Raw genomic sequence first — 24,592 nt, forward strand, 5'->3', positions numbered from 1 at the left:
TATGAAGATTATGAAACATTTATTATTGATCCTGGTGGGAGGTATTTTATTGAATGCCTGTTCTGATGACCGTGAGATGGATGACGGGAGATGGAAAGCATCTGCACTTCGAGTACCACTCCAGGTATCTTCGGCAGTCATTAAGCAGGAGGTGGTTACACGTTTAGCTCCCGATCCGGTACCTTTGACGGAAGGGGCCATAGGGATTTTTCTGTCGGGCACAGAACCTGAAAGCGGACAAGAGGATAGCGGATATAAAGTTATTGACAACCGTAAATACGTTTACAGCGAAGGTCATTGGGGACCTCCGACGGCTAATGATACAATTTATTTAGTGGGTAACGATGCTGATGTCTGCGCTTACTACCCTTATAAAGATTCGTATACGGACAAGACGGTCATTCCATTACAATCACAGGACTATGTGGAAACTGAAGATATCTATTATGCATTGAATACGATGATAAATGGTTTTACTCCTGCGATTACTTTTGATATGGTACATGCTTATTCTTTGGTGGAGTTGAAGATCAGCCGTGAGAACTACTTTATGCCTTGTGAAATTAGTAAAATAACCTTGAAGAATTCCAATCTAATAAAAAAAGGCACTATTAACATAGCTGTTGACGGAAGTATACACTCCTCGGAAACAGGGAATTATGATTTGACAACAGTAACTGATGCTTCACCTCATACATTGTCTGTTGGCGAATCTTATGTATGCCGTGTACTGATGATTCCGGTTCCGCTTAAAATTGAGCGGACAGATGCGGAAGGAGGAGAATTCGGGCTGTCTGTCAGCCTTGTGATAGATGGTCAACAGATGCTCGTGGAGATCCCGTATTCCGAACTTGGGGAGTTCAGGCAGGGAGAAAAGTATGTTATCGGATTAAAGATCAAAGGAACAGAAATCGTGCCTACCGTCAAAGCATTGGAATGGGAAGATGAAGAGGTTAATGGCGGGAATAAATATCCTGTTGAATAAAATCATATTTAAAACTGAGCTGCTATGAAAGGAGTACTATACATAAGTTTTTTAGTTTGCATATTGCTGGGGTGCAGCGATAGTGATGGCTTGCCGGACGGGGGAAAAGACAAAACAGCCCGTACTGAGCTGGAAATAGTGTCTGCTTCTATTGTGGAAGGCAATACACAGACTCGTGCAGATGTACCTTTTACGCCCGGAAGTTCCATTGCTTTGTTTTGCCACGGGCAGGCAGCCGAAACGAGCTATACGCCTGTGAATAACAGAAAATATACGCTAAATTCCGGTGATAGTAAGTGGACAGCCGAGTCGGAGGCGACTACCATTTATTTAGGTAGCGAGAAGGCGGATGTGTGCGGGTATTATCCCTATGTGGAAGGGACAGTTGGGACTGCTGATACTCTTTATAATGTCCGTACTACCATTCCTATGGATACGCAAGATTATGATCCTTCAAAAGAACTGTATTATGTGGCTAACCAGGAAGTCGATGCTAAGAGATATTTTGTAGAAATGCATTTTAAGCATGCTTATTCACGTTTAGTATTGAATATAGGGGTCGAAGATGCTTATCCGGCTACGTGTAGTATTAATTCAGTGGCTTTGGCAAACGACTCATTGTTTCGAAAAGCGGTGATAGATATTACGAGTGGTACTGTTGGCATCCATCCGGATGATACGGAGAAACAATTCAGGGGTGGATATAACATTACAAAAGACCTTCCTTATCTTTTAGACAGTCCTGATAAAAAATACCAGGCTGATCTGCTTATGATTCCTACAAAATTATTGCCTGACCCTTTTGAACCCACTAAAGGGCTTAGCGTCATAGTGAATGTAAGTGGATTTCCGGCAACGGTGATCATTCCGATAGACGATCTCTCTGATTTCGAGAGTGGTAAAAAATACGTTGTCTCTTTGAAATTGAGAGGAATCGCAATTAAATCGGTGACCGTAACCACTACTGACTGGGATGAGAAAAGACTGAATGAAGGTGTAGATTATGAACCGCTTCCCCAATCTTAATGATTATACAAAAATGAACAGCATGATTATGAAACTCAATATGAATATAAATACTTCTGTGGCTGCCATATATGCAATGATGTTATTATTGGTTGCCTGTTCGCAGGAAAGGACTTTATTTCCGACAGAAAAAACGGACAGGGTGCCTTTAAGCGTATTCACTTCGTTCAAGGCGGATGTGACTACAAGAGCTACTGCTCAACCATTGCCTGAGGGGAGCAGTATCGGAGTTTTTTTGATAGCAGATGCTAACTATACCCCTCAGAGTAATGTGAAATACACTTGTCAGCCCGATGACGAATGGACGTCAGAGACCTCTGTTTGGGTGGGCGGGGCAAGAGCCGGTCTGTGTGCGTATTATCCGTTTGGTAAAGTTACTTTTTCTGCAGATATACAGACACAGACCACATTAAAAAACCAAGCTTACACGGAGGATGCGGATTGGTGGTATGCTAAAGACAATGCGGCTGTCACAGTCACTAATCTGTCACCTGAGATAGAATTTTTATTAGAGAAACCTTATTCTCAGCTCTCTTTGGAGATGATTCGTAACGGAAGGTATCCGTTGCAATGTAAAATAACCAATGTACGTATAGAATTGGAAAACGGGGAATCGATGGTTGACACCGGGACGTTCGATATAAAAGACGGGAGCCTGCAAAACACAACGGATGTTACTTCTTATTCATATCCAACCTCCGGACCTATGCATGACACGGGATTGGGGGTAGGAGAAGCGGCGAGAGATACCACTTGTAATTATCTGTTTGTTCCTCAGATTCTCGCGTCCGGGTTGAAACTGACTTTGACCATCGATGAACGTGAGTTCAGTGTGATTGTGCCACAGGCGGATCTTGGCGAGTTGATAGCAGGAAAACGCCACGTAGTCCGATTGGATATCAGAGGGGGAATACCGATTAATATAGTGGAGGTTACCACGAAAGAGTGGCAATCAACAAGCCTTGATGGTGGTGATGCCACTACTATTAAAGATACAACAGAGATCATTATTGATGGTGGTAAAGTGGGAACAGAAGATTGGGCGTCGGATCCTACAGAAAATGGATCAGGAGCACTGTAATTTAATATTAAACGTATGAAGACAAACCTATTATTTTTTATTTGCATCCTATTTGCATTAGTCTCTTGTGAACAAGAAGATAAGGTATCCGGAGAAAAGACACTGGCTGTAGTGTCCGCTTCTTCTGACGATAGGCCCTCAACACGTGGAATAATAAACGATAATACATACGCTTTAGGGGTCTTTCGGACTACTGCCAATACTTATGCGCCTTTATACAATGTGAAGCATATTTATTCGGGAGGAGAGTGGGGAGCCGATGATGTAATCAAGGTAGATTATCGGAATGCTTCTTTTTTTGCCTATTATCCTTATCATACAGCGACCGGAAATTATGCCGGACTGGCAGGTGGCACTACCTTGACCCTGCAAGCACAGCTATTCAATGCCGGAGAGGATATTTGCTATGGAGCAGGTGAAGCCTCGGGTGGAGGTCCGGTTAGTGTATACAATCCGTTTGTTGAGTTTCTGAATATGAAACATGCGTATGCCCGGTTGAGGTTGACACTGACCCGCGGGGAAAAATTTGATAAGACTAAAAAATGTAATATACAGAATATTACTTTCAAATCGAATAATGCCAATTTTTATCTGACACGTAGCCTCGATATCGCTTCCACTGCCGGAGCTACCGGAGGAAGCGCTGTGGCTGCCGGATATGTTCATAATCCTAACGTTAATATTGCCACCGGTAAAAGTGTGACATACGAGTATATGTTTCCTCCGCAACCACTGGACGGTAGTAAACTGACTATTCTTGTCACTGTCGACGGGGTAACTCGGAGTTGTGACATTTCAACGTTAGGCAGTTCTTTGGATTCGGGGAAATATTATGGAGTATCACTGACATTTACGGATGTGGGAATCATCCTGTCATCGGCGGTTGTTACTGTCAATAATTTTGGCGGACAAGGAAATACTCAGGTAGATACGGAATTATAACATAAACGGAGGATAAAGATGATACAACTGAAAGATAAACTAAAAGTAAATGGCGGAACGAGACGGTACATGGAAATGATTGGTTTAAGCCTGGCATTTTCTCTTTTCGCAGTGAGTTGCACTCAGGACAGTGATACGTTTTATCCATCGTCTCCGGAGGAGGAACATCCCTCCGTGGATGAAAGCCGGATGATTCCGATACAGTTGAGTGTGGACGGGGTTGATCAATTTTACGGAGGGGCAGTGACGCGTTCAGGAGAAACTGTTGCCCGCCTGGTACAGCCTTTGGATTCTACTTATGATACCGGATATGATGTAGAGACAACAGTGGAATCAATTCCATTAGAGAATATTGTGTCGACCCGTGCCAACTTGGGCAATGTACAGTTTCGTGTGGTGGCTTACAGAACAGATGCTTCGTCTGCCGATCATTATGCGGGGACAGCTGTTTATAAGACAAATGGTTCGGGAGTCGCAGCTATTGTAGCCAAGACAGCTACTCCTGTCAATAGTGCCGGACAATGGATATTGGGGCCGGGCACATATACTTTTGTGTGCTATTCTTATGGACTGAATAGCGCACCGGCTATGTTATCCGGTAATTGGTCTGCAACTGTTTCGCACAATCAGGATTTTATGCTTTGCCGGAAAGAAGAAGTTGTAGTAGCTCCCGATGATAGAGGAGAGTTTACATTGGGAGGAATCAGCTTTACGCGTCAGTGCGCTTTGCTCCAACTGGCTGTCACGGCCAATGATTTTACTAATAATACGGTTCAACAATGTGCAGCCACTGTATCCAACCTGAATAGTAACAACATAACCTGGAATGCCGGTCAGACAGCCCTTTCAACAGGCGGCACAGGAGGAGCTGTAAACTTTTCCTGGAGCAGCTTGAATGCGGCTACGGTTAATAGTAATGTATATAAGGTGCTGCCACAGAGCAGCCGTACGTTAACCATTAAGCTCACGACTTTGCGAATTGGTAATATACAATATAATAACCGTGTGACGGTGAATGCCTCCGGGCGTCAATTTGCGGCAGGAGGTAATTATAAGATAACTGTTAAGATAACAGGAAACGGTATTACTGTGGGGGGAGCTACGTGGGCAAAAGGGAATGTTTACAAGAGTGGGAGTAATTTTTATTTTGAGTCCTCACAAAGTGGTTATCACAGTGGTACACAAGGTGGATCTTTTTTCGGCTGGAATACTCTCTCTTCCACTAATAACACGTATGGAGGAAGCTCCTTTTCTTCCGATAATGATCCTTGCTATCAGGTTGCTCCCCGAGGAACATGGTGTACTCCGACTGCCAACCAGTTACAAAATTTGGGAAATAGTGGATATAGGTCTGGATATCTGGATGGTAAGAGGGGAGGATATTTTGGCGGTAATAAGGTTTTTCTGCCCGCAATGGGAAACAGAGGTAAGAATAATGTAAACTATTGGCCTGAAACGGGGTATTACAGAAGCAGTACGGGTGCCAGTGGTAAGCGTTGCTATTATCTGGAGTTTAATCAGAGCTATGCTGTTAAGAATAACTATTATTGGTATTGGGACGGATTCCCGATAAGATGCGTCAAAAGATGAAAATTATGAAAATGGTGAAGTCTAATATCGTAAAAAAAGAATAATGAATAATCTAAATGATCTGATCAGGATTTGGTGTTTGCTACTGATTTTGGTCGCCTGCAACCAAGATGACAATACGGATGGTATACCCGATTATGCCACCGTACCTTGTGTCATCAATAGCGTGAGTGTAATCGAACCGCATAAGGTCAATACTCGTGCTACGATAGGAGAGGGGGATTCTATCGGTGTCTTTTTGACGGATGATGTGGCGGCGAATGGAGCTGGTAGTACCCGAAAATACTCGGACAGGAATAACTGTAAATATACCAAGGTGACAGGGAAGTGGACGCCGATTGACGATGAAAACACAGTGTCACTGGCCGAAGGAGTTTTTGCAAACCTATGGGCAGTCTATCCTTATCATGCCGATAAGGAAAACGGATTGGATTATACGGATCGGACAGCCATCCCTCTAAAGTCAAGACTGTATTCGGCTGCAAAGGATTTGTGCTATGGGAAGGGAACCGGGGCAACCGATGAGACCAGTTTTGCTCAGCCTGCAGGAAGTAAAGTTCCTGTAGATATTTCTTTCTTAAATATGGATCATGCTTATAGCTGGGTCGTTTTTCGGATAAACAGGCATTTGTATACCAAAGCGGCTAAGTTGTCTAAAGTAAAAGTGTCTAATGTATTGACATATACAACACTGGATATTACAAACGGAACTTATGCCGGCAATGCATCCACCCCGGAGCCGGGAATCGCTGAGAAAGTGGACGAAACGATTCCGGAACTGGAAACTGATTATGTAGAGGTGGGCTTTCTTATCGTACCTTGCACATTAGGATCGATCGGAACCATTCTGGGAGTAGCTGACTGTGGCATGAAAGTAGACCTTACAGTGGATGGTGACGTATATACATTGGGGATTCCGCGTTCTAAATTATCTCAATTGAAAGCCGGGAAAAAATACTTGATTGAGATCACCGTACAAGGAGCGCATGGAATCGTCATTGCTCCGGATGGGGTTTCTACTATTGACTGGCCTGCGCCAACCACTGCTTCGGGAGACTTGATAGGTGAGGCTACTATACATACAAATTCTGTTTTAAACTGTTTTTGGTCATGAAAATTAATAGTATGTTTTTTATTGCCATGTGCGGATTGTGTATATCATGCGGGGCAGAGATTACAACGGACACTTCATCCGAAATATTATCCGACAGGCAGATTCCTATAGGAATATCGACTGTTGCCGTTCCTGAATACGGTGCGGAGACTACACGTGGGCTGATTGCTAACGCCACTTATCAATTGGGACTGTTTCGTACCGGTGACAAAGGTTACCCTCCTCAGTATGATGCGCCTTATACGTATACAGCAACCGGATGGACGGCTTCTACAGAAGTGAAGGTGGATCATCGAGAGGTGAGTTTGTATGCTTATTATCCTTATCAATCCGTTTCCTTTGTAGACAATACGACAACAGCCGTCCTGAATGCGCAACTTTACAGTGCGGATAAAGATATGTGCTATGGGAAGGGGATACCTGTGGGGAGTGCAAGCATGATCAATAATGATGCTCCGGAAGTGGAGTTTACAGCTATGAAACACGCTTATGCCCGGCTCAAACTGACATTGCTGCGTGGAACGAATTATGATAAGAGTAAGGCATGTAATATAAAGAATATTACTTTAAAATCTAATAATACCGATTTTTATCCGCAACGTCATTTGGATATCACCACGGCAGCCGGTGCAACCGAAGGAACTGCCGTGACAACAGGTTATGTTTATAATCCGAATGTGAGTATAGCGATTGGGGGGCAATCGAGCTATGACTTCTTGTTGCCTCCGCAGCCACTTGCCGGCAATACATTAACAGTTCTTGTGACGGTGGACGACGAAGTGCGTTTTTTGAATATTGCGGGATTGGGCAGTTCGTTGGATGCCGGGTCGTACTACAATGTATCTCTGACGATTACAGATATACAGATGGTACTTACGGATGCTTTGACAGTGAATGATTACGGGACTCAAGGGAATACTAATTTTGATTATAAATATGAGATGCACAATTGACAGGACGCAAACGGGAATACTTAAAAGTATGATTCGCCTAATGGCTTGTTCATGTTCTTTGTTCTTGATTTTGCTTACAGTGACAGGGTGTGACAGGGAGGAAGATGAAAGATTTCCTTCGGGACATCATGATCCGATAGAAGGAGATGGGGAGATGGTGCCTATCAACGTAAAAGTGGATGGGGTAGATGAGTTTCCGGGTGGTGCGGTTACCCGTTCCGGAGAGATTTTGACAAAGATAGTGCAGCCTTTGGACAGTACTTATGATTCGGGCTATGATGTAGAAACGACAATTGAATCTTTACTTCCCGTTAATCCGGTACAGACGCGTGGCAATATGGCCAATATGCAGTTTCGGGTTGTAGCTTATAAAAACAATTCCATAACGGCTGCTAATTATGCGGGTACAGCGGTTTATAGTACCAATGCTTCCGGTATTGCCTCGATTGTAGCGAATACAGCCACTCCCGCAGCTGTTTCCGGACAGTGGGTGTTAAGGCCCGGGACGTATGCGTTTGTCTTCTATTCATACGGAACCAATTCTGCTCCGGCTGCTTTGTCCGGTAATTGGTCGACGACAGTGACGCATAACCAGGATTTCATGTTGTGTCAGAAGACCGGGGTAGATGTAAAGGCCGATGCAAGCGGGCAATGCCTGTTGAGCGGCATTAGTTTTTCAAGGCAGTGTGCCCAACTTCAGTTGTGTGTAGTGGCTAAAGAGTTTAATAATAATACGGTTCAGCAGTGTGCGGCAACTATCTCGGGACTTAGCAACAGCCCTGTGACCTGGAATGCGAGCCAGACAACTCTTCCTGTAACGGGGACAAGCGGGACATTGAACGTGGCATGGACTAATCCGAATGCTACCACGGTGAATAGTAATGTGTATAAGGTGCTTCCTCAAACCAACCGTACGCTTACGATTAAGTTTACTACTTTAAAAATCGGTAACGGACAAATGAATAACGCTATTACGGTTAGTGCTACAAGCCGTATATTCAGTGCAGCCGGTAATTATAAGATAACGGTTAGCATTGTGCCAAATTATATTTCAGTGAGGAGCTATAAATGGGCAAGGGGAAATCTTTATAAAAGCGGATCTAATTTCTACTTTGAGGCTTCTCAGTCAAATTATCATGGTGGTGCGACAGAAGGAGGATTCATCGGATGGAATACTCTTGATATCGGTGTAGGTAAATATAATAGTGGGAATTATTCTACGGCCAATGACCCCTGTTATCAAGTAGTCCCTCCCGGTACTTGGGAAACACCTTCTGATGGACAACTACAAGATCTGATTAATGCGGGAGTTACCTATAGCGGCTCTCCTAAAGGTTTTTGGTTCGGAGGGAACAATGGGGTATTCCTGCTTGCTTTGGGAAGCCGGGATCAGTCCTCTACTACAATAAACAATACTATATCGAAAAACGGAGCTTGGGCTTTTTATTGGTCCCGGACTCCTTCCGGAAAAACAGCCAAAGGGCTTAATGCTATGCAAGGTAATAATAGTGCCGGTATAGACAACAGTTGGGCGCGGCCTGATGGCAGAACGATAAGATGTGTTAAACGATAAATGGTATATTCTATGAAACAGGTATTAGAATGTTGTTTGCTTTCATTAAGTCTATTCCTCTTTTTCTCTTGCGGGAAGGAGGAAGAAGGACCTATCCCAACCGATAGACAAGTGCCTATCGGGGTTATGGAAGCTTCTTTGAGTACGAGAGTGTCCACACGCGGAGTCATCAATACTGATATTTATAAATTGGGTATTTTCCGTACGAACGCTAATGGATATCCACCTCAGTATGATGCTCCCTATAGTTACGACGGTGCAGCCGGTTGGACGGCTACTACAGAAATACTGGTGGATCACCGTTCGGCGAGCCTGTACGCATATTATCCTTATCAGTCTGTATCATTTGCCGATAACACTACGAAGGCGATTTTGGTTGCCCAAATTTATGATGCAGCTAAAGATATGTGTTACGGTAGCGCTACGTCTGCAGATGGATCAGGCATGATAAATAATGATCATAAAGGAGTGCGATTTATTGATATGAAACATGCGTATGCCCGATTGAAACTTACATTTGTCCGGGGGACGAATGTGATGTCAGGCCGTAAATGTAAAATCGAAAACATAGTGTTGAAGAATAATTCAACCAATTTTTATCTTCAGCGGCAAGTCGATATAACTACCGGCACGATTACCGAAGGGACCCCTGCGGCGGAGGGATATGTACACAATCCGAATGTAGAAATTGCATCCGGGAACCAAGTTTATGAATATTTACTTCCTCCGCAATCTTTGACTGATAATAAATTGACCATTTCGGTAACGGTAGATGGTGAAGTCCGTACGGTCACGGTTACTGCGTTTGGCGGTACATTGAATGCAGGAGGATACTATCATGTTACATTGACAATCAATGATGTGCAGATTGTTCCGAGTGCGGGTGTAACCGACAACGGGTATACGTCGGGGGATGATCCGAAGAATCCCATTCAGAATAATACTCCAAGTGTGGTTTAAAATGACTGATAATAAATGATAGGAGAGGCTCGCTAAGTGTGAGGTTTATACGGGCTATCCACACCTTTTAATAAATTGATTTTAGATAGATAAGATGAAAAGAGAACTGAGCATGGTCTTGTGTCTGCTGTTGCTTCCGGGCATGGCAGGAGCGGGGACCGGTGCCGACTCGCCGGAAAAAAAAGCGGCGTCGGCAGTGAACAACAAACGAAACGTACGACAGAAAATAACCCCGGTGGGTACTCGAAAGTCTACCTCGGTACGCCCTTTGTCCGTATGCGAGGTGAAAGTTGACCTGCCTACGGACAGCATGCTGCTCTCGTGGGTAGGCTTTTTGTCGCCTTCGGCTACGGAGGCACCGAAGGTTGAGGAGGTGCGGCAGACTGTGAGTGGCAGCATCGTGCTGGATTACAGTCGTGGGCAGAAGACGAAGTATGATGAGCGTAACTTTGTAGAAGCTGTTTACAAACTTTTGGCTGTGACACGTCCGCTTAGAGAAACACCGGGTGTGAGTCTGGAAGGTATTCGTTTGACAGGTTATACGGCTCCGGACGGTGACTATCGGGCGAACGAACGTCTGGGTTTACAACGAGCACTGGCATTGAAAGATTATATTCGGCGGGAGAAAAGCTTCGGCACAGTGCCTTTTGAGGTGAACTGGATAGCGGAGGATTGGAAAGGATTGACCGATCTGATAGTTGGGTCGGAGATGGCATTCAAAGAGTCCGTACTCGATATTATCCGTACAGTGGATGTAGTGGATGGTCGTGAACGAATGCTGATGGATTTGGCCGGTGGGACTGCCTACCACTATTTGTCGTCGGCTTTTTTCGGGAGGTTACGTCGCATTGAGTACGAGGTAACCTACGTGGACGGAAGCATCGCGACACAGCCGTCGATAGGCATGACAGAAGGGGTGTCGGTTGTTACTTCGGGCAAACTGGAAGCATTCTCGGTGGCGGACTTCTGCCGCTTGGCAGAAGCACATGCCGTAGGTTCGGCTGAATTCAATGACTTGATGGACTTGGCGGGGCGTCTTTATCCGGATAGTCCGGTGGCATGCATCAACGCTGCCGGAGTAGCCTTGTTGCGCCGCGATACGGAGCGTGCCCGGAAATATCTGCAACGCTTTGCCACCCTGCCTGAAGCCGGGTGTAACATGGGTATTCTTTGCCTGCTTGAAGGTGACCGGGGAAAGGCGGAAGTCTACCTGAGCTTGGCACAGGCGGGAGGAAGTGTGCCGGCAGGAAGGGCACTGCGCTTCCTGCAAAGTAAGTAAAGGTTCACCGCAGAATACACAGATTCACATGGATTCGTTTTTTTCTCTCCGTGTGGTTTCGCTAAATAAAGGATAATAAAGAATCGGTGTAAACTGTGGTGAAAATCAAAATGGAAAACACAAACTGACGAAAGTTATGGATATAGCGGAAATAGCAACAATGGCGTTTATCGCTTCGGGGATGACATACAATGCCGTGAAGTATTGGCGGGTGAACCGAAAAGTGCATCTTGCCCGTGAATGGCCGGTGCATCTGATTCTGAAGCGAACGGATGATTTGTCGGAAGAGTGCCGGAGAGCGGTCTTGTTGGTTTTTGACCGACGAGGATATCTGGTGCGCAAGTACCCTGAGGCGGATGTACTGAAACGGAGAAAAAGGTGGCGGTTGCGTTGTACCGTACAAGAAGGAATGTTGAACTTCTGTGTGCTGTTTACACCCCATGCGCTCTGCCTGAGCGGGATACATCATCGTGATGATGTGTCCCGCCTGTTTGCCGGTCATGCCGGCATCTGTATTGCTGAAACGGGACTGCAGGAGATTATTCATGGCACATCGTTGGAGTTGATAGTGGTCGGTACGGAAACAGACGAGGAAATTGAAAAAGTCGATTCTGCCACACTGAATGCATTGCTTCCGACTGAAGTGATTACGGACGCAATGGCAAAGGAGCTTCCGGTGGAGTTGAAGGGGTGTAGCGAACAATGGAATACGGGAAGCGTGCATTATGCAGAAGGTGAACCGGACAACTGGCTTGCCGTGCGCCGTGAGGGGGACCGGTTGTTGGTGCAGTTTCGTACCAACTTTTCTGCCGTGGAACGGGAGGCAACCATTGAAATAGGGAACGGTGAGGGAGTACATTTGCTCAAGGTGCGTCAGCAAGTGATGGGCATTCATCCCACGTTGACGGTCAGTCGCCGGCTCTACGTCAGTACCGGGCGAAAGAACGAGGCGGTGACGCTAACCGTTATCCCCGACAACGAACAGGCATGCTGGTGTGTGAGGAGCGCCAACGCTAACGACGGCGGATGTTGGTATTCGGTCTATCCGCCCGTAGGCCTGCAACAAAAAGGAAGCCAGAACTTGAAAGTGCACCTTGAAGCGAAACCTGCCAGTGTGCGTTCGCGCTCGCTGGTACTGACACTCGAGACGGGGACATATCCTTTCAGCCAGACAACTGATCTGCTATTGATGCAGGGTGTCTGCTTTGACTATTATATAGAATATCCGCCGGAGGATCCTTGCGCACGCCATAGCAGGGTGATAGAGACACCACCGGACTATCGGGAGGAGGAGGGAGTGAGGACGTACATCGTGTGTGTGGACAGTAATCAGTCATGGCGCATCGTGAGTGACAAGGCGGCGGACTGGGTGGAGGTGAGTGAACCCGAACTGTTGCAAGGACATTATGACGGACGGTTCACGGTGAAGGTGCATTCTAATGCCGGATACCGGGTGCGTGGTGGATTTCCGGCAGCGCGTCATACGGTACTCTCGTTGGTGAATGATACGGGCGTGGTACGCGATATCCTTATTTATCAAGGTGGTTACGTACGTATCCGGGGTAAATATTGGCTGGACCGTAATCTGGCGGCAGGCGGGAAATTAGCACAGGTAGCCATCCCGTTGGGGTTGGAAGTGGATACCACGCTTAATCGGGGTACGTATTTTCAGTTTGGCTGTCCTACTGATCGATGGGAGGAGAACTTTATGCCCTGTCGCGGCAGTTGGTACGATGGCACGGCAGAGAGTCCTGCACGGATTAATGAGTTGGACCCTTCGCCGGAGGGGTGGCGGCTACCATCGCGTATCGAAATGGAGGCGCTGATGAACAGTCCCGCTGCTCCGATGGAGCTTCAACGGGAGGAGGACCGGACGAATATCTGCCTTCTGAGTGACGACGGAGTACCGGTGTATCTGCCGCTGTGCGGACACCGGAGTCACATCAACGGCTGCCGGATTGTGATTCCGCATGGGCATCGCTACTGGACGGGGAGCAGCCAAAGCCCGGTATATGGTTATTCGCTCTGCGTGGAACCCAGCCGGCAGATGTATCTGATGCACGATATGAAAAAATATGGGTTTCCGGTGAGAAGCATTTTCAACGATGAACGACAAATGGTTAACGATAAACTTTGAAAGATATGGTAGAGATAAGAAAGATCGAGGAGGTGTGGGGAGGTGTCGACATTCCGGAGATAACCGGAGTATACGATCCGCTGAGCGGGCTGAGAGACGGGACTATTACATCGCAGGCACCGATTGTTGTTTCGGGTTACAATCTGAACCGTTATGCGTTGGAGAATATCAGATTGTGCCTGGTGACACATGCCAAACCGGAACAGGTGATCGATATCAGGCTTGTGTATAGGTACTCTGAGGGGAAGGTGGTTGTGGCTTTACCGGAGTTGAAGCCGGGTGAGTATCGTCCTGCGGTGATACTGAAAGGAGATGAAAAAAAGGTGTATGTACTGCCTATGCGGTGGGTGGTACGAGGAAGGTGGAGAAGATAAGGAACGAGTAATTCTGCGGTGCAGAAATAAACATAAGCAAAATGAATGCGAAGAAGAATTTAATGGCATTTATATTGACGGTATCCTCAATAGCGTTGATGGTGATTTGTCTGGGCCTGGGGATGGTGAAAGCCTGTGCGGGAGGAGACGGGAGCGAATGGAAAGAGAAGGTGGCGGCAGACACGCTGCATGTGGTGCATTATACACGGCCGGATTTACCACAGATAATGACCGATCCTGCGGAACGTGCGGTCTACTACGTGAAACATTATTGGGATGGTTATCTGACAGGTGATACGGCATGGGTGAATAGTGGAGACACGGAGCAGTTGTATGTTGACTTTATCGATGCGCTGAAGTATGTCGAACCTGAGACCGGGCGAAAGGCATTGCATACCATGATGGTACGGATGGAGGCAGACAGTACGGCATACCGGCGCTTTTGCCTGCTGGGAGAAAAGTATCTCAACGAGCCGAATTCACCGATGCGCAACGAAGACTTTTACATCGCGGTACTGGAACAGATGCTGCAATCGGACAGATTGCAGGAATGGGAGAAGATCCGTCCGGCAGACCGATTGAAGCAGGCACATAAGAATCGCCCGGGAATGAAAGCGGCGGATTTTACATATGTCACGGTACATGGTGACAATAGTCGGATGAGCAGGCTGAAAGCCCAATATACGATGTTGTTCTTTTACGATCCGGACTGTTCGAATTGCCGGAAGTTTGAGAAGTTATTTGCTGAAATACCTGCTTTCGTTGAGATGGTGGAAAACGGGACACTGCGGGTGCTGGCTATCTATCCTGACGAAAACAGGGAAGAGTGGGCGACAAAGGCAGTGTATATGCCGCAGGGATGGATCGTGGGCTGGAACAAAGCAGGTGATATCCGAACCCGGCAACTTTACGATATCCGCGCTACGCCGACTATCTATCTGCTTGACGGGCGGAAACGGGTGATACTCAAAGATACTTCGATGGAACAGTTGATAGACTATCTGGCGACACAGGCCGGAAAGTGATATTAGATAACACAAGTTTGCAGATTGCCCCGGTACTCTCTTCCGATAAAAGTATGTACAACAGTGGTTGTCGTTTATTCTTGTCAGGAATCACCGGAAGAGAGACCGGGGCTTTTGATTATTTTAAACCGGTTTACTCCTCCTTCATCGTCAACTGTATCCGTTTCCGTTCGAGGTCTATGCTCAGTACTTTCACCGTGACGTGTTGGTGAATGGAGACCACTTCGGTGGGATCGGTGATGAATCGGTTGGCAAGCTGGGAGAGATGGACAAGCCCGTTCTCCTTGATGCCTATATCGACAAAAGCTCCGAAGTTGGTGATGTTGCTGACAATACCGGGTAGAGTCATCCCTTCGCGGAGGTCGTTGATGGTGCGCACGTTACGGTCGAACTCAAATACCTGAATGGTATCGCGCGGGTCGCGTCCCGGTTTGTCGAGCTCTTGCAGAATATCCTTCAAGGTAGGGAGTCCTACGGTGGGGGTGATATACTTTTCCATTTCGATACGGGTACGCAACGATTTGTCGGCAATCAGTTGAGGAACAGTACATGACAGATCTTTGGCCATCTGTTGCACGATCCCATAACTTTCGGGATGCACAGCGGTGTTGTCCAACGGATTCTCTCCTCCGGCGATACGGAGGAATCCGGCGCATTGTTCAAAAGCTTTAGCTCCCATGCGGGGCACTTTCATCAACTCTTTACGTGAGGCAAAGGCACCGTTGGCAGCGCGGTAGGCTACAATGTTCTGTGCCAGTTGCGGACCCAGACCGGAAATGTAGGTGAGCAGATGACTGCTGGCTGTGTTGAGATTGACACCTACCTGGTTGACACAGTTCTCCACTGTCTGGTCGAGTGATTTTTTCAATTTGGTCTGGTCTACATCATGCTGGTATTGGCCGACACCGATGGACTTAGGATCGATCTTGACCAGTTCCGCCAGCGGATCCATCAGCCGGCGAGCGATGGAGACGGCCCCACGGACGGTGACATCATAATCGGGAAACTCGTCACGGGCCGTTTTGGAGGCCGAGTAGATGGAAGCACCCTGTTCACTGACAACAAACACCTGCACGGGACGGTCGAACTGTTGGTGCGTGACGAAATTTTCCGTTTCGCGGCTGGCAGTTCCGTTACCGATGGCGATGGCCTCTATCTTGTAAGCTTCAATCATTTTGCGGAGTTTCGAAGCCGCTTCGGTTTTCTTGTCTACCGGCGGGTGAGGATAGATGTTTTCATTGTGTACGAGATTGCCTTGTGCATCGAGGCAGACCACCTTACAACCGGTGCGAAAGCCGGGATCGATACCCATTACCCGTTTTTGTCCCAAGGGTGGGGCAAGAAGCAGTTGGCGCAGGTTTTCGGCAAAGACCCGGATCGCTTCGTCATCGGCCTGTTCTTTACTGAGGGAGGCAAATTCGGTTTCGATGGAAGGTTTCAGCAGACGGCGGTAGGCATCCTGTACGGCTTCTGCCACCTGGCGGCCACATTCGTTATTGCTACGGACAAACTGGCGGTCGAGCCGTTCGAGGCATTCGTCATCGTCGGGGGTAATGCTGACTTTCAGCAAACCTTCGGCCTCGGCACGGCGGATGGCCAGCAGGCGATGGGAGGTGCAGCGTTTCAAGGGAGAAGAGAAGTCGAAATAGTCCCGGTATTTGGCGGCCTCTTCGTCTTTACCCTTCACTACTTTAGCGCTGATGACAGCCTGGCGGGCAAAGAGATTACGCACTGCATTACGGGCACGTTCGTCTTCGCTCATCTGCTCGGCGATAATGTCGCGGGCACCTTTCAGAGCATCCTCTGCGTCTTTGACATCGCCTTTGACGAACGCAGGAATACGGGAGCCCAGGTTGTTCTCGCGCTGCATCATCAGTAGCAGAGCCAGAGGTTCGAGTCCTTTCTGGCGGGCAGCTTCGGCGCGGGTCTTGCGTTTAGGCTTGTAGGGCAGGTAGATATCTTCAAGAGCGGTGGCATCCCAGGTGGCATCGATGCGTTGCCGCAACTCAGGCGTCAGTTTGCCTTGCTCGCCGATGGTGCCGAGAATGGTCTCTTTGCGTTTGGCGAGTTCTGAGAGTTTATCGTACTGCGTTTTGATAGATTCTATCTGCACTTCGTCGAGTCCGCCGGTGATTTCTTTACGGTAGCGGCTGATGAAAGGGATAGTGGCTCCCTCGGCTAACAGCCCGAGAGTATTACTGATCTGCTTTTCCGGCAGGTTGAGTGCTGCCGAAATCATTTTGTGAAAAATTTCCATAAACTATTTTTAGGACATTGAGCGACAAATGTACGCAATAAATCTGCTATAACCATCAACTTTTACTATCTTTGCGGGCATAAAAAAACGGATACACACACTCTAAAACAGATGAATATGCCGGTATCGTTCAAATATATTCTTTATTTACTTCTGTTAGTTATTGGTTGCTGTCCTCCCATGGCAGGACATGCTGCTACCGGTGAGAAACCCATACTGATGATCTGTTCGTACAATCCGGGAGCGTATCCGACTTCTGCCAATGTATCCGACTTTATGGACGAATATCAGAGGTTGGGGGGCAAACGGGGAGTGGTCATTGAAAACATGAACTGTAAGAGTTTCTCAGACTTTCCCCGCTGGAAGGGAGTGATGGAGAATATTCTGGATAAATATCGGGGAAGCCAGGAACCGGCGCTGATCATTCTGTTCGGACAGGAGGCGTGGGCGTCTTATCTGTCGCTGAATGACTCGGTGACAGGAGAAGTGCCGGTAATGTGCGCACTGACCAGCAGGAACGTGGTGCTTTTGCCGGACGACGGGAAAGATCTGGCACACTGGATGCCGGAATCCTCCGATTTTTATGAAGACAGTCTGAAGCACCAGGTATGCGGCGGTTTTCTGTACGAATACGACATCGCGTCGAACATCCGCATGATCCGGGCAATCTATCCCGATACGAAGAATATTGCTTTTATATCCGACAATACTTACGGTGGCGTCACTTTGCAAGCTCATGTGCGAAAGGAAATGAAACAGTTTCCGGATATGAACCTGATTTTGCTGGACGGGCGCGAACATACCATTTATACTATTGTGGATGAACTTCGGAAATTGCCGAAGCATACGGCCGTTCTGTTAGGCACTTGGAGAGTGGACAAGAACGAAGGCTATTTTATGCGCAATGCTACGTATTCGATGATGGAGGCGATTCCGGATGTACCGACGTTTACGGCTACTTCCATCGGTCTGGGTTATTGGGCCGTAGGCGGAGTGGTTCCTGTTTTCCGGACGTTCGGTAAGGGATTGGCGGAGGAGGCGGTCAAGTTGTTGGATAATCCTGAAGATCCGAATATGCGGGTAGAAGTAGTGGGTACGGAAGCGTTGCTGGACAGTAAGAAAGTGAAGGAACAGAAGATAGACGTGGCTGCTTTGCCGATGAAGGTAAAGTTGGTCAATGAATCACCCTCTTTCTATAAACAGTACCGGTATCAGATTTGGGTGGGCGTAGGTGTCCTCTGCATTCTGGTGATAGGATTGCTGGTTTCTATCTATTTCTATCTGCGGACAAAGCGGTTGAAAGACGATCTGGAGCGTTCGCAAGTTGCTTTGTATGAAGCGAAGGACCGGGCGGAGGAGTCGAACCGGCTGAAGAGTGCTTTTCTTGCCAATATGAGTCATGAGATACGAACACCCCTGAATGCGATTGTAGGATTCTCGGATGTGCTGGCTTCGGGTGGGAGCTCGGAAGAGGATCAGCGGAATTATTTCAGAATTATCCAGTCGAACTCCGACCTGCTGTTACGACTGATTAATGATATACTCGATCTGTCGAGGCTGGAGGCGAACAAGGTGATACTGACACCGGAAGACTGCGATGTGGTTCAACTGTGCAGGCAGGCATTATCGTCGGTGGAGATGTCCCGCAGGGAATCGGGTAACCGGTTTGTTTTTGAGACAAAGACCGACTCCTTTGTTCTTCAGACAGATATTCAACGCTTACAGCAAGTGCTTATCAATCTGCTGACCAATGCGGCGAAGTTCACCAAGAATGGTACGATCACATTGCAGTTTGAGGTTGAGAAGGAGAAGAATCGGGTGTTGTTTGCGGTGGCGGATACCGGATGCGGCATTCCGAAGGAGAAACAGAAACAGGTGTTCGAACGGTTCGAGAAGCTGAACGAGTATGCGCAGGGAACCGGATTGGGACTCTCAATCTGTAAACTCACGGTAGATAAATGGGGTGGCGATATCTGGATCGACCCGGATTATGAAGGTGGGGCGAGATTTGTGGTTTCGCACCCGTTATAAGAAAAAGAGACTACCACAGGGTCACACAGAGTCTTACAGAGTTCATTCCCTATTTAAATTCTCCCGGTGGGACTCAGTGTTATTTGGTGGTGAATCAAATTTAAAACATGATTATGATGAAAAGATTGATTTGTATGTATGCTTTCTTGCTCTGCCTGGTATGTGTGTTGCCGGCACAAGAGAGAGAGGTGAAACTGAAAATTGTGCAGACCAGTGATGTACATGGTAATTACTTTCCATATAACTTCATTACACAAAAGGAGTGGGGCGGAAGTCTTGCACGTGTATATGCATTGGTGCAAAAGAACCGGGAGGTGTATAAGGAAAACCTTATATTGCTGGATAACGGAGATATTCTGCAAGGACAGCCTTCGGCGTACTATTATAATTATATAGATACAGTGGCGCCTCACGTATGTGCCGAGATGATGAATTTTATGGGATACGACGCCGGGAACATGGGAAATCATGATGTGGAAACAGGACGCGCTGTATTCGACCGCTGGATTGGTGAGTGCAATTTCCCGGTGCTGGGGGCAAACATCGTTGAAACGGCTACGGGAGAGACCCATCTTCCTCCTTATCGGGTGTTGGAGCGCGACGGAGTGAAGATTGTGGTGCTGGGAATGATTACGCCGGCTATTCCCGCGTGGTTGTCAGAGAATCTGTGGCAGGGACTGCGGTTTGACGATATGGAAGAGACAGCACGGAAGTGGATGAAAGTCATTCGTGAGAAAGAAAATCCGGATCTGGTGATCGGGTTGTTTCATGCCGGACAAGATGCTTTTGTGATGTCAGGCAAGTATAACGAGAATGCTTCGCTGAATGTGGCGAAGAATGTACCGGGATTTGATATGGTGCTGATGGGGCACGACCATGCGCGGGAGTGCAAGAAGGTGGTGAATGTGGCAGGCGACTCCGTACTGGTGATCGATCCGGCAAGCAACGGAATCGTAGTGTCGGACATTGACGTGACTTTAAAGTTGAAAGACGGTAAAGTGGTGAGCAAACAGATAGACGGTGTGCTGACGGATACAAAAGAATACGGAGTCAGCGAGTCCTTTATGAGACATTTCGCATTGCAATACGGGGCGGTTGAGAAGTTTGTATCTAAGAAGATCGGGGTATTTACAGAAGATCTGTCTACCCGTCCCGCCTATTTCGGTTCGTCGGCATTTATTGATTTTATCCATTCGTTGCAACTCGATATTTCGGGAGCGGATATTTCGTTTGCCGCTCCGTTATCTTTCGATGCAGAGATAAAGAAAGGAGATATTCGTGTGAGCGACATGTTCAATCTGTATAAGTACGAAAATATGCTTTATGTGATGAAGTTGTCGGGCAAAGAGATTAAAGACTTCCTGGAAGAGTCCTATTATATGTGGACGAACCGGATGAAATCTCCCGAAGACCACTTGTTGTGGCTGAAAGAAAAACGTAGGGCAGGTGCCGAAGACCGGGCTTCGTTCCAGAATTTTAGTTTTAATTTCGATTCGGCTGCGGGAATTATCTACACAGTGGATGTGACCCGACCGAAGGGAGAAAAAGTGACTATTGTCAGTATGGCGGACGGTTCTCCGTTCCGGATGGATCATATCTACAAAGTGGCGCTGAACTCTTATCGTGGCAACGGCGGGGGAGAACTGCTGACAAAAGGATCGGGAATCCCGCAGGAGAAACTGAAAGAGCGTATTATCTTCTCTACGGACAAGGACCTCCGTTTCTATCTGATGCAGTATATCGAGAAGAAAGGTACGCTTGATCCGCGTGCGCTGAACCAATGGAAATTTGTACCAGAAGAGTGGGTGAAACCTGCCGCAGAGAGAGATTATGAATATCTGTTTGGTGGAAAATAAAATAATATGGCTGAAGAACTGACATTTATATCGGGTAGCAAAGAGGAGCAATACCTCTCTTTGCTACCTCAGGTGAGATCCCTGATAGAGGGCGAGGTGGATTTAGTGGCCAATTTGGCCAATGTGGCTGCTGCCCTGAAGGAGGCTTTTGACTTTTTCTGGGTGGGTTTTTATTTGGTGAAGCAGGATCAGTTGGTACTGGGCCCGTTCCAAGGTCCGGTGGCTTGCACGCGTATCCGGAAAGGCAAAGGAGTTTGCGGTACTGCCTGGCAGGAGGGTGCCACGCTGTTGGTGCCGGATGTGGAAGTTTTTCCGGGACATATTGCTTGCAGTTCGTTATCCCGATCGGAAATAGTGGTTCCGCTGATAAAAGACGGTGAGGTATGGGGAGTGCTGGACATAGACAGCGATCTATTGAATTTCTTTGATGAAACAGATCGGAAATATCTGGAAGAAATGTGCGGCTATTTATCAAAATAATGACTATCTTTGCCGCCTCAAAATAAGAGTATAGTAGGTGGGACACATCAAAAAGATTCTATTATCGTTTCTGTTATTGACGCTGTTCGTAACGTACCAGGTAAGCATTACAATGTTTACTCATGTGCATTACGTGAACGGTGTGATGATAGCTCACTCTCATCCCTACAAAGGTACCCACTCGCATACTGCTTCCAACATTATTGTTATTGCACATTTTGCCGCATTCCATTCTTTGGAAGTCGATGTGCATTATGATTTTACACCCGAACGCCCGATTCTGTTCACCGTAGAGATACCGGAGAGTATACCGGTGACGGCCGGAACACATCTGCAGGTGATTTCTCTGCGGGCCCCTCCGGCAGAGTTTGCTTAAAAATGGGGATATGTCAAAATTCGCATTCACCACATAATCGGTGGTGGGCTATGCTCTCCTCTTTTCTTTTACTCATTTACATTTAAATATACTACTGCGAATCAGTATTTGGGAGTGAACATAATGCTTCCAAAAGGCGGGCACTGTGTGTAAGTGTGTTCATGTGGTACTGCTGATTCGTCTTTTATGGCTAACAAAAAAGAATGAAACATTATATAGTTATGCTTGTGCTTGCTTGTGTAAGCATGAGTTCGTATGCGGTCAATCCGATTAAAGAAGGTAATATGATTGCCGGACACGTTATTGTGAAGGGCACTGAAGAAAGTATCCCATTCGCAACAGTGATGATTTTGGGAACCAACCGCGGTGCGGTGTCCAATGAGGAAGGACAATTTGAATTCCGTAAACTGGCTGCCGGTAAATATACGCTCCGTGTACAGGTGATGGGGTATAAAACACAGGAAAAAACAATTACGGTCAGTGCAGAGGCTACGTCCGTGGTTCATTTCCAAATGGAAGAAGTAAGTTTTACGACAGATGAAGTGGTGGTTTCGGCCAACCGGAACGAGGTGAGCCGAAAGGCGGCACCGGTGGTCGTAAACGTGATGAGCGCTAAACTGTTTGAGACGGTGAACTCTACTGATCTGGCTAAATCGTTGAACTTCCAGTCGGGGCTTCGGGTGGAGAACAATTGCCAGAATTGCGGTTTCCCACAGGTGCGTATCAATGGGTTGGAAGGTCCTTACTCGCAAATCCTGATTAACAGCCGTCCTATCATCAGCGCTCTCTCGGGAGTGTACGGGCTGGAACAGATTCCGGTAAACATGATCGAACGTGTGGAAGTGGTACGCGGTGGTGGTTCGGCGCTGTTCGGTGCCAATGCCGTAGGAGGAACGATCAATATTATCACGAAAGACCCGATTAATAATTCTTTCCAGGTGGCAAGCACGATGTCTAATATGAATGGCAAGTCGTGGGAGCAATATATGGGAGGAAACGTTTCTTTGGTGGCAAAAGACAATTCGTACGGCATCGCCCTGTACGAGACCTATCGTAACCGGAATCCTTATGATGCCGACGGAGACGGTTTTTCGGAACTCGGTAAGCTAAATATGAATACATTTGGGATGCGTGCTTATTATCGTCCTAACTATTTTAGCCGTATCAATGTGGAGTATCACACGACAAACGAATTCCGGCGGGGAGGAAATAAGTTCAATTTGCAACCCCACGAGGCGGATATTACTGAACAAACGAAACATATCATCAATAGTGGAGGAGTGAGTTACGATCGTTACTGGGGCGAGAAGCATAAAATGTCCGTATACGGTTCTGTCCAGCATACGGATCGCAACAGCTATTACGGAGCACAGAAAGACATGAATGCTTATGGTAAGACAAACGATCTGACTTGGGTAGTGGGAGGTATGTATGTGGGCAACATGGACCGCTGTCTTTTTGCTCCGGCTACGTTTACCGGCGGTGTAGAGTATCAGAGCAACTCACTACACGATGTGATGACGGGATATCACCGCGACATGCAGCAGGATGTGCGTATTGCCGGAGGCTTTGTACAGAACGAATGGCGGTTGAACCGCTGGACGATGCTTGTAGGGGCACGTCTGGACAAGCATAACCTGATCGATCATCCGATTTTTAGCCCGCGTGTGAATTTCTTATATAAACCGAACGATAATTTGCAGGCACGTCTGACATACTCTACCGGATTCCGGGCACCACAAGCATACGATGAAGACTTGCACGTAACGGCTGTGGGGGGTGAAGGAGTACAGATCCGGTTGGCCGACGGACTTCGTGAAGAGCGCTCCAACAGTTTCAGCGGTTCGGTGGATTGGTCGTTCCCGATGGGGCACTGGCAGTCAAACATTCTTCTCGAAGGGTTTTATACGGATTTACATCATGTATTTGTGCTCGAAGATATCGGTGAGGACCAAAACGGAGATAAGATAAAAGAGCGCCGGAACGGCAGCGGGGCCAAAGTATATGGTGTCAATCTGGATGCAAAGGTAGCCCACGGACGCGAAGCGCAGTTGCAGTTGGGATTTACGGTGCAGCGCAGCAGATATAACCGGGCGGAAGTATGGACCAGTGAAGGAGAAGAAGAGCAGACTACGAAACGCATGCCCCGTACGCCGGACTACTACGGTTATTTCACTTTTACGTCGGCACCATTAAAGAATTTCGATTTCTCGCTTTCGGGTACTTATACCGGTAAGATGATTGTGCCGCACATGGCCGGATACATCGAGAAGTCACGCATGGAGCACACTCCGCAATTCATGGATCTCAACCTGAAACTGAATTATACTTTTGTGCTGAAAGATCATATCAAAATGCAGGTAAACGGAGGAGTACAGAATATATTTAATAGCTTCCAGAAGGATCTGGACAAGGGAGAATTCCGGGATGCAGGTTACTTCTACGGACCGACTCAGCCGAGGACTTATTTTGTGGGGATAAAGATTATGAACTAAGTTTCTGATTTTATTCATATCTTTGTGATATCACATTTGAATTCTAAAAACAGAAGAC

General features: G+C 47.2%; 19 protein-coding genes. 18 read left to right on the forward strand and 1 reads right to left on the reverse strand.

Annotation, left to right across the window (positions count from 1 at the left end; genetic code table 11):
* The first annotated feature begins 10 nt into the window (after window positions 1–10).
* The 13 genes from BF9343_RS08645 (at window position 11) to BF9343_RS08705 (ending at window position 15,039) form a co-directional block, all read left to right on the forward strand.
* Entirely contained in the window at window positions 11–985 is a 975-nt protein-coding gene (locus tag BF9343_RS08645; RefSeq protein ID WP_172579063.1) for a fimbrillin family protein, read from the forward strand.
* A 24-nt stretch (window positions 986–1,009) separates the two neighbouring features.
* Complete coding sequence (locus BF9343_RS08650) at window positions 1,010–2,011, forward strand: fimbrillin family protein (RefSeq protein ID WP_010992721.1); 1,002 nt, start codon at window positions 1,010–1,012, stop codon at window positions 2,009–2,011.
* Between the two features lie 22 nt (window positions 2,012–2,033).
* Complete coding sequence (locus tag BF9343_RS08655) at window positions 2,034–3,092, forward strand: fimbrillin family protein (RefSeq protein WP_010992722.1); 1,059 nt, start codon at window positions 2,034–2,036, stop codon at window positions 3,090–3,092.
* 15 nt (window positions 3,093–3,107) lie between these two features.
* A complete protein-coding gene (locus BF9343_RS08660; protein ID WP_010992723.1) occupies window positions 3,108–4,034 on the forward strand; it encodes a fimbrillin family protein in 927 nt (308 codons plus the stop codon).
* Window positions 4,035–4,052: 18 nt separating this feature from the next.
* Entirely contained in the window at window positions 4,053–5,624 is a 1,572-nt protein-coding gene (locus BF9343_RS08665; RefSeq protein ID WP_010992724.1) for a fimbrillin family protein, read from the forward strand.
* Window positions 5,625–5,667: 43 nt separating this feature from the next.
* Window positions 5,668–6,738 carry a fimbrillin family protein gene (locus tag BF9343_RS08670; protein ID WP_010992725.1) on the forward strand — a complete coding sequence of 357 codons (1,071 nt, stop codon included), beginning with the start codon at window positions 5,668–5,670 and terminating at the stop codon, window positions 6,736–6,738.
* Window positions 6,735–7,691, forward strand: coding sequence for a fimbrillin family protein (locus BF9343_RS08675; RefSeq protein WP_041926208.1), 957 nt, complete (start codon window positions 6,735–6,737; stop codon window positions 7,689–7,691). Before BF9343_RS08670 ends, BF9343_RS08675 begins: the two co-directional genes overlap by 4 nt.
* A gap of 40 nt (window positions 7,692–7,731) precedes the next feature.
* Window positions 7,732–9,264, forward strand: a complete 1,533-nt coding sequence (locus BF9343_RS08680; protein ID WP_010992727.1) for a hypothetical protein — start codon at window positions 7,732–7,734, stop codon at window positions 9,262–9,264.
* A gap of 12 nt (window positions 9,265–9,276) precedes the next feature.
* Window positions 9,277–10,224: a fimbrillin family protein gene (locus BF9343_RS08685; RefSeq protein WP_010992728.1), complete on the forward strand. Its 948-nt coding sequence runs from the start codon at window positions 9,277–9,279 to the stop codon at window positions 10,222–10,224.
* 94 nt (window positions 10,225–10,318) lie between these two features.
* Window positions 10,319–11,503, forward strand: a complete 1,185-nt coding sequence (locus tag BF9343_RS08690) for an OmpA family protein (protein ID WP_010992729.1) — start codon at window positions 10,319–10,321, stop codon at window positions 11,501–11,503.
* Window positions 11,504–11,639: 136 nt separating this feature from the next.
* On the forward strand, window positions 11,640–13,640 hold the full coding sequence (locus BF9343_RS08695) for a BACON domain-containing protein (RefSeq protein WP_010992730.1): 2,001 nt from the start codon (window positions 11,640–11,642) through the stop codon (window positions 13,638–13,640).
* Window positions 13,641–13,645: 5 nt separating this feature from the next.
* Entirely contained in the window at window positions 13,646–14,014 is a 369-nt protein-coding gene (locus BF9343_RS08700) for a hypothetical protein (protein WP_005794883.1), read from the forward strand.
* A 41-nt stretch (window positions 14,015–14,055) separates the two neighbouring features.
* On the forward strand, window positions 14,056–15,039 hold the full coding sequence (locus BF9343_RS08705; RefSeq protein WP_010992731.1) for a DUF5106 domain-containing protein: 984 nt from the start codon (window positions 14,056–14,058) through the stop codon (window positions 15,037–15,039).
* A 133-nt stretch (window positions 15,040–15,172) separates the two neighbouring features.
* On the opposite strand, the gene BF9343_RS08710 is transcribed toward BF9343_RS08705, so the two are convergent.
* Window positions 15,173–17,296: a Tex family protein gene (locus tag BF9343_RS08710; protein WP_010992732.1), complete on the reverse strand. Its 2,124-nt coding sequence runs from the start codon at window positions 17,294–17,296 to the stop codon at window positions 15,173–15,175.
* A 117-nt stretch (window positions 17,297–17,413) separates the two neighbouring features.
* Between BF9343_RS08710 and BF9343_RS08715 the strand changes: the two genes are divergently transcribed.
* The 5 genes from BF9343_RS08715 to BF9343_RS08735 all read left to right on the forward strand — a co-directional run bounded on the left by BF9343_RS08715 (window position 17,414) and on the right by BF9343_RS08735 (window position 24,534).
* Window positions 17,414–19,327 (forward strand): sensor histidine kinase, encoded by a 1,914-nt coding sequence (locus BF9343_RS08715; protein ID WP_005786772.1) that lies wholly within the window; start codon window positions 17,414–17,416, stop codon window positions 19,325–19,327.
* Window positions 19,328–19,443: 116 nt separating this feature from the next.
* Window positions 19,444–21,183, forward strand: a complete 1,740-nt coding sequence (locus BF9343_RS08720; RefSeq protein ID WP_005794875.1) for a bifunctional metallophosphatase/5'-nucleotidase — start codon at window positions 19,444–19,446, stop codon at window positions 21,181–21,183.
* A 6-nt stretch (window positions 21,184–21,189) separates the two neighbouring features.
* Entirely contained in the window at window positions 21,190–21,663 is a 474-nt protein-coding gene (locus tag BF9343_RS08725; protein ID WP_005786777.1) for a GAF domain-containing protein, read from the forward strand.
* Window positions 21,664–21,700: 37 nt separating this feature from the next.
* On the forward strand, window positions 21,701–22,039 hold the full coding sequence (locus BF9343_RS08730; protein ID WP_010992734.1) for a hypothetical protein: 339 nt from the start codon (window positions 21,701–21,703) through the stop codon (window positions 22,037–22,039).
* Window positions 22,040–22,242: 203 nt separating this feature from the next.
* Complete coding sequence (locus BF9343_RS08735) at window positions 22,243–24,534, forward strand: TonB-dependent receptor (protein WP_010992735.1); 2,292 nt, start codon at window positions 22,243–22,245, stop codon at window positions 24,532–24,534.
* Window positions 24,535–24,592: the final 58 nt, after the last annotated feature.

The organism is Bacteroides fragilis NCTC 9343 (assembly GCF_000025985.1).
Lineage (GTDB): Bacteria > Bacteroidota > Bacteroidia > Bacteroidales > Bacteroidaceae > Bacteroides > Bacteroides fragilis.

Coding starts and splice junctions, on each gene's coding strand:
- BF9343_RS08645 (WP_172579063.1), top strand. CDS start 11: ATGAAACATTTATTATTGATCCTGGTGGGAGGTATTTTATTGAATGCC.
- BF9343_RS08650 (WP_010992721.1), top strand. CDS start 1,010: ATGAAAGGAGTACTATACATAAGTTTTTTAGTTTGCATATTGCTGGGG.
- BF9343_RS08655 (WP_010992722.1), top strand. CDS start 2,034: ATGATTATGAAACTCAATATGAATATAAATACTTCTGTGGCTGCCATA.
- BF9343_RS08660 (WP_010992723.1), top strand. CDS start 3,108: ATGAAGACAAACCTATTATTTTTTATTTGCATCCTATTTGCATTAGTC.
- BF9343_RS08665 (WP_010992724.1), top strand. CDS start 4,053: ATGATACAACTGAAAGATAAACTAAAAGTAAATGGCGGAACGAGACGG.
- BF9343_RS08670 (WP_010992725.1), top strand. CDS start 5,668: ATGAATAATCTAAATGATCTGATCAGGATTTGGTGTTTGCTACTGATT.
- BF9343_RS08675 (WP_041926208.1), top strand. CDS start 6,735: ATGAAAATTAATAGTATGTTTTTTATTGCCATGTGCGGATTGTGTATA.
- BF9343_RS08680 (WP_010992727.1), top strand. CDS start 7,732: ATGGCTTGTTCATGTTCTTTGTTCTTGATTTTGCTTACAGTGACAGGG.
- BF9343_RS08685 (WP_010992728.1), top strand. CDS start 9,277: ATGAAACAGGTATTAGAATGTTGTTTGCTTTCATTAAGTCTATTCCTC.
- BF9343_RS08690 (WP_010992729.1), top strand. CDS start 10,319: ATGAAAAGAGAACTGAGCATGGTCTTGTGTCTGCTGTTGCTTCCGGGC.
- BF9343_RS08695 (WP_010992730.1), top strand. CDS start 11,640: ATGGATATAGCGGAAATAGCAACAATGGCGTTTATCGCTTCGGGGATG.
- BF9343_RS08700 (WP_005794883.1), top strand. CDS start 13,646: ATGGTAGAGATAAGAAAGATCGAGGAGGTGTGGGGAGGTGTCGACATT.
- BF9343_RS08705 (WP_010992731.1), top strand. CDS start 14,056: ATGAATGCGAAGAAGAATTTAATGGCATTTATATTGACGGTATCCTCA.
- BF9343_RS08710 (WP_010992732.1), bottom strand. CDS start 17,296: ATGGAAATTTTTCACAAAATGATTTCGGCAGCACTCAACCTGCCGGAA.
- BF9343_RS08715 (WP_005786772.1), top strand. CDS start 17,414: ATGCCGGTATCGTTCAAATATATTCTTTATTTACTTCTGTTAGTTATT.
- BF9343_RS08720 (WP_005794875.1), top strand. CDS start 19,444: ATGAAAAGATTGATTTGTATGTATGCTTTCTTGCTCTGCCTGGTATGT.
- BF9343_RS08725 (WP_005786777.1), top strand. CDS start 21,190: ATGGCTGAAGAACTGACATTTATATCGGGTAGCAAAGAGGAGCAATAC.
- BF9343_RS08735 (WP_010992735.1), top strand. CDS start 22,243: ATGAAACATTATATAGTTATGCTTGTGCTTGCTTGTGTAAGCATGAGT.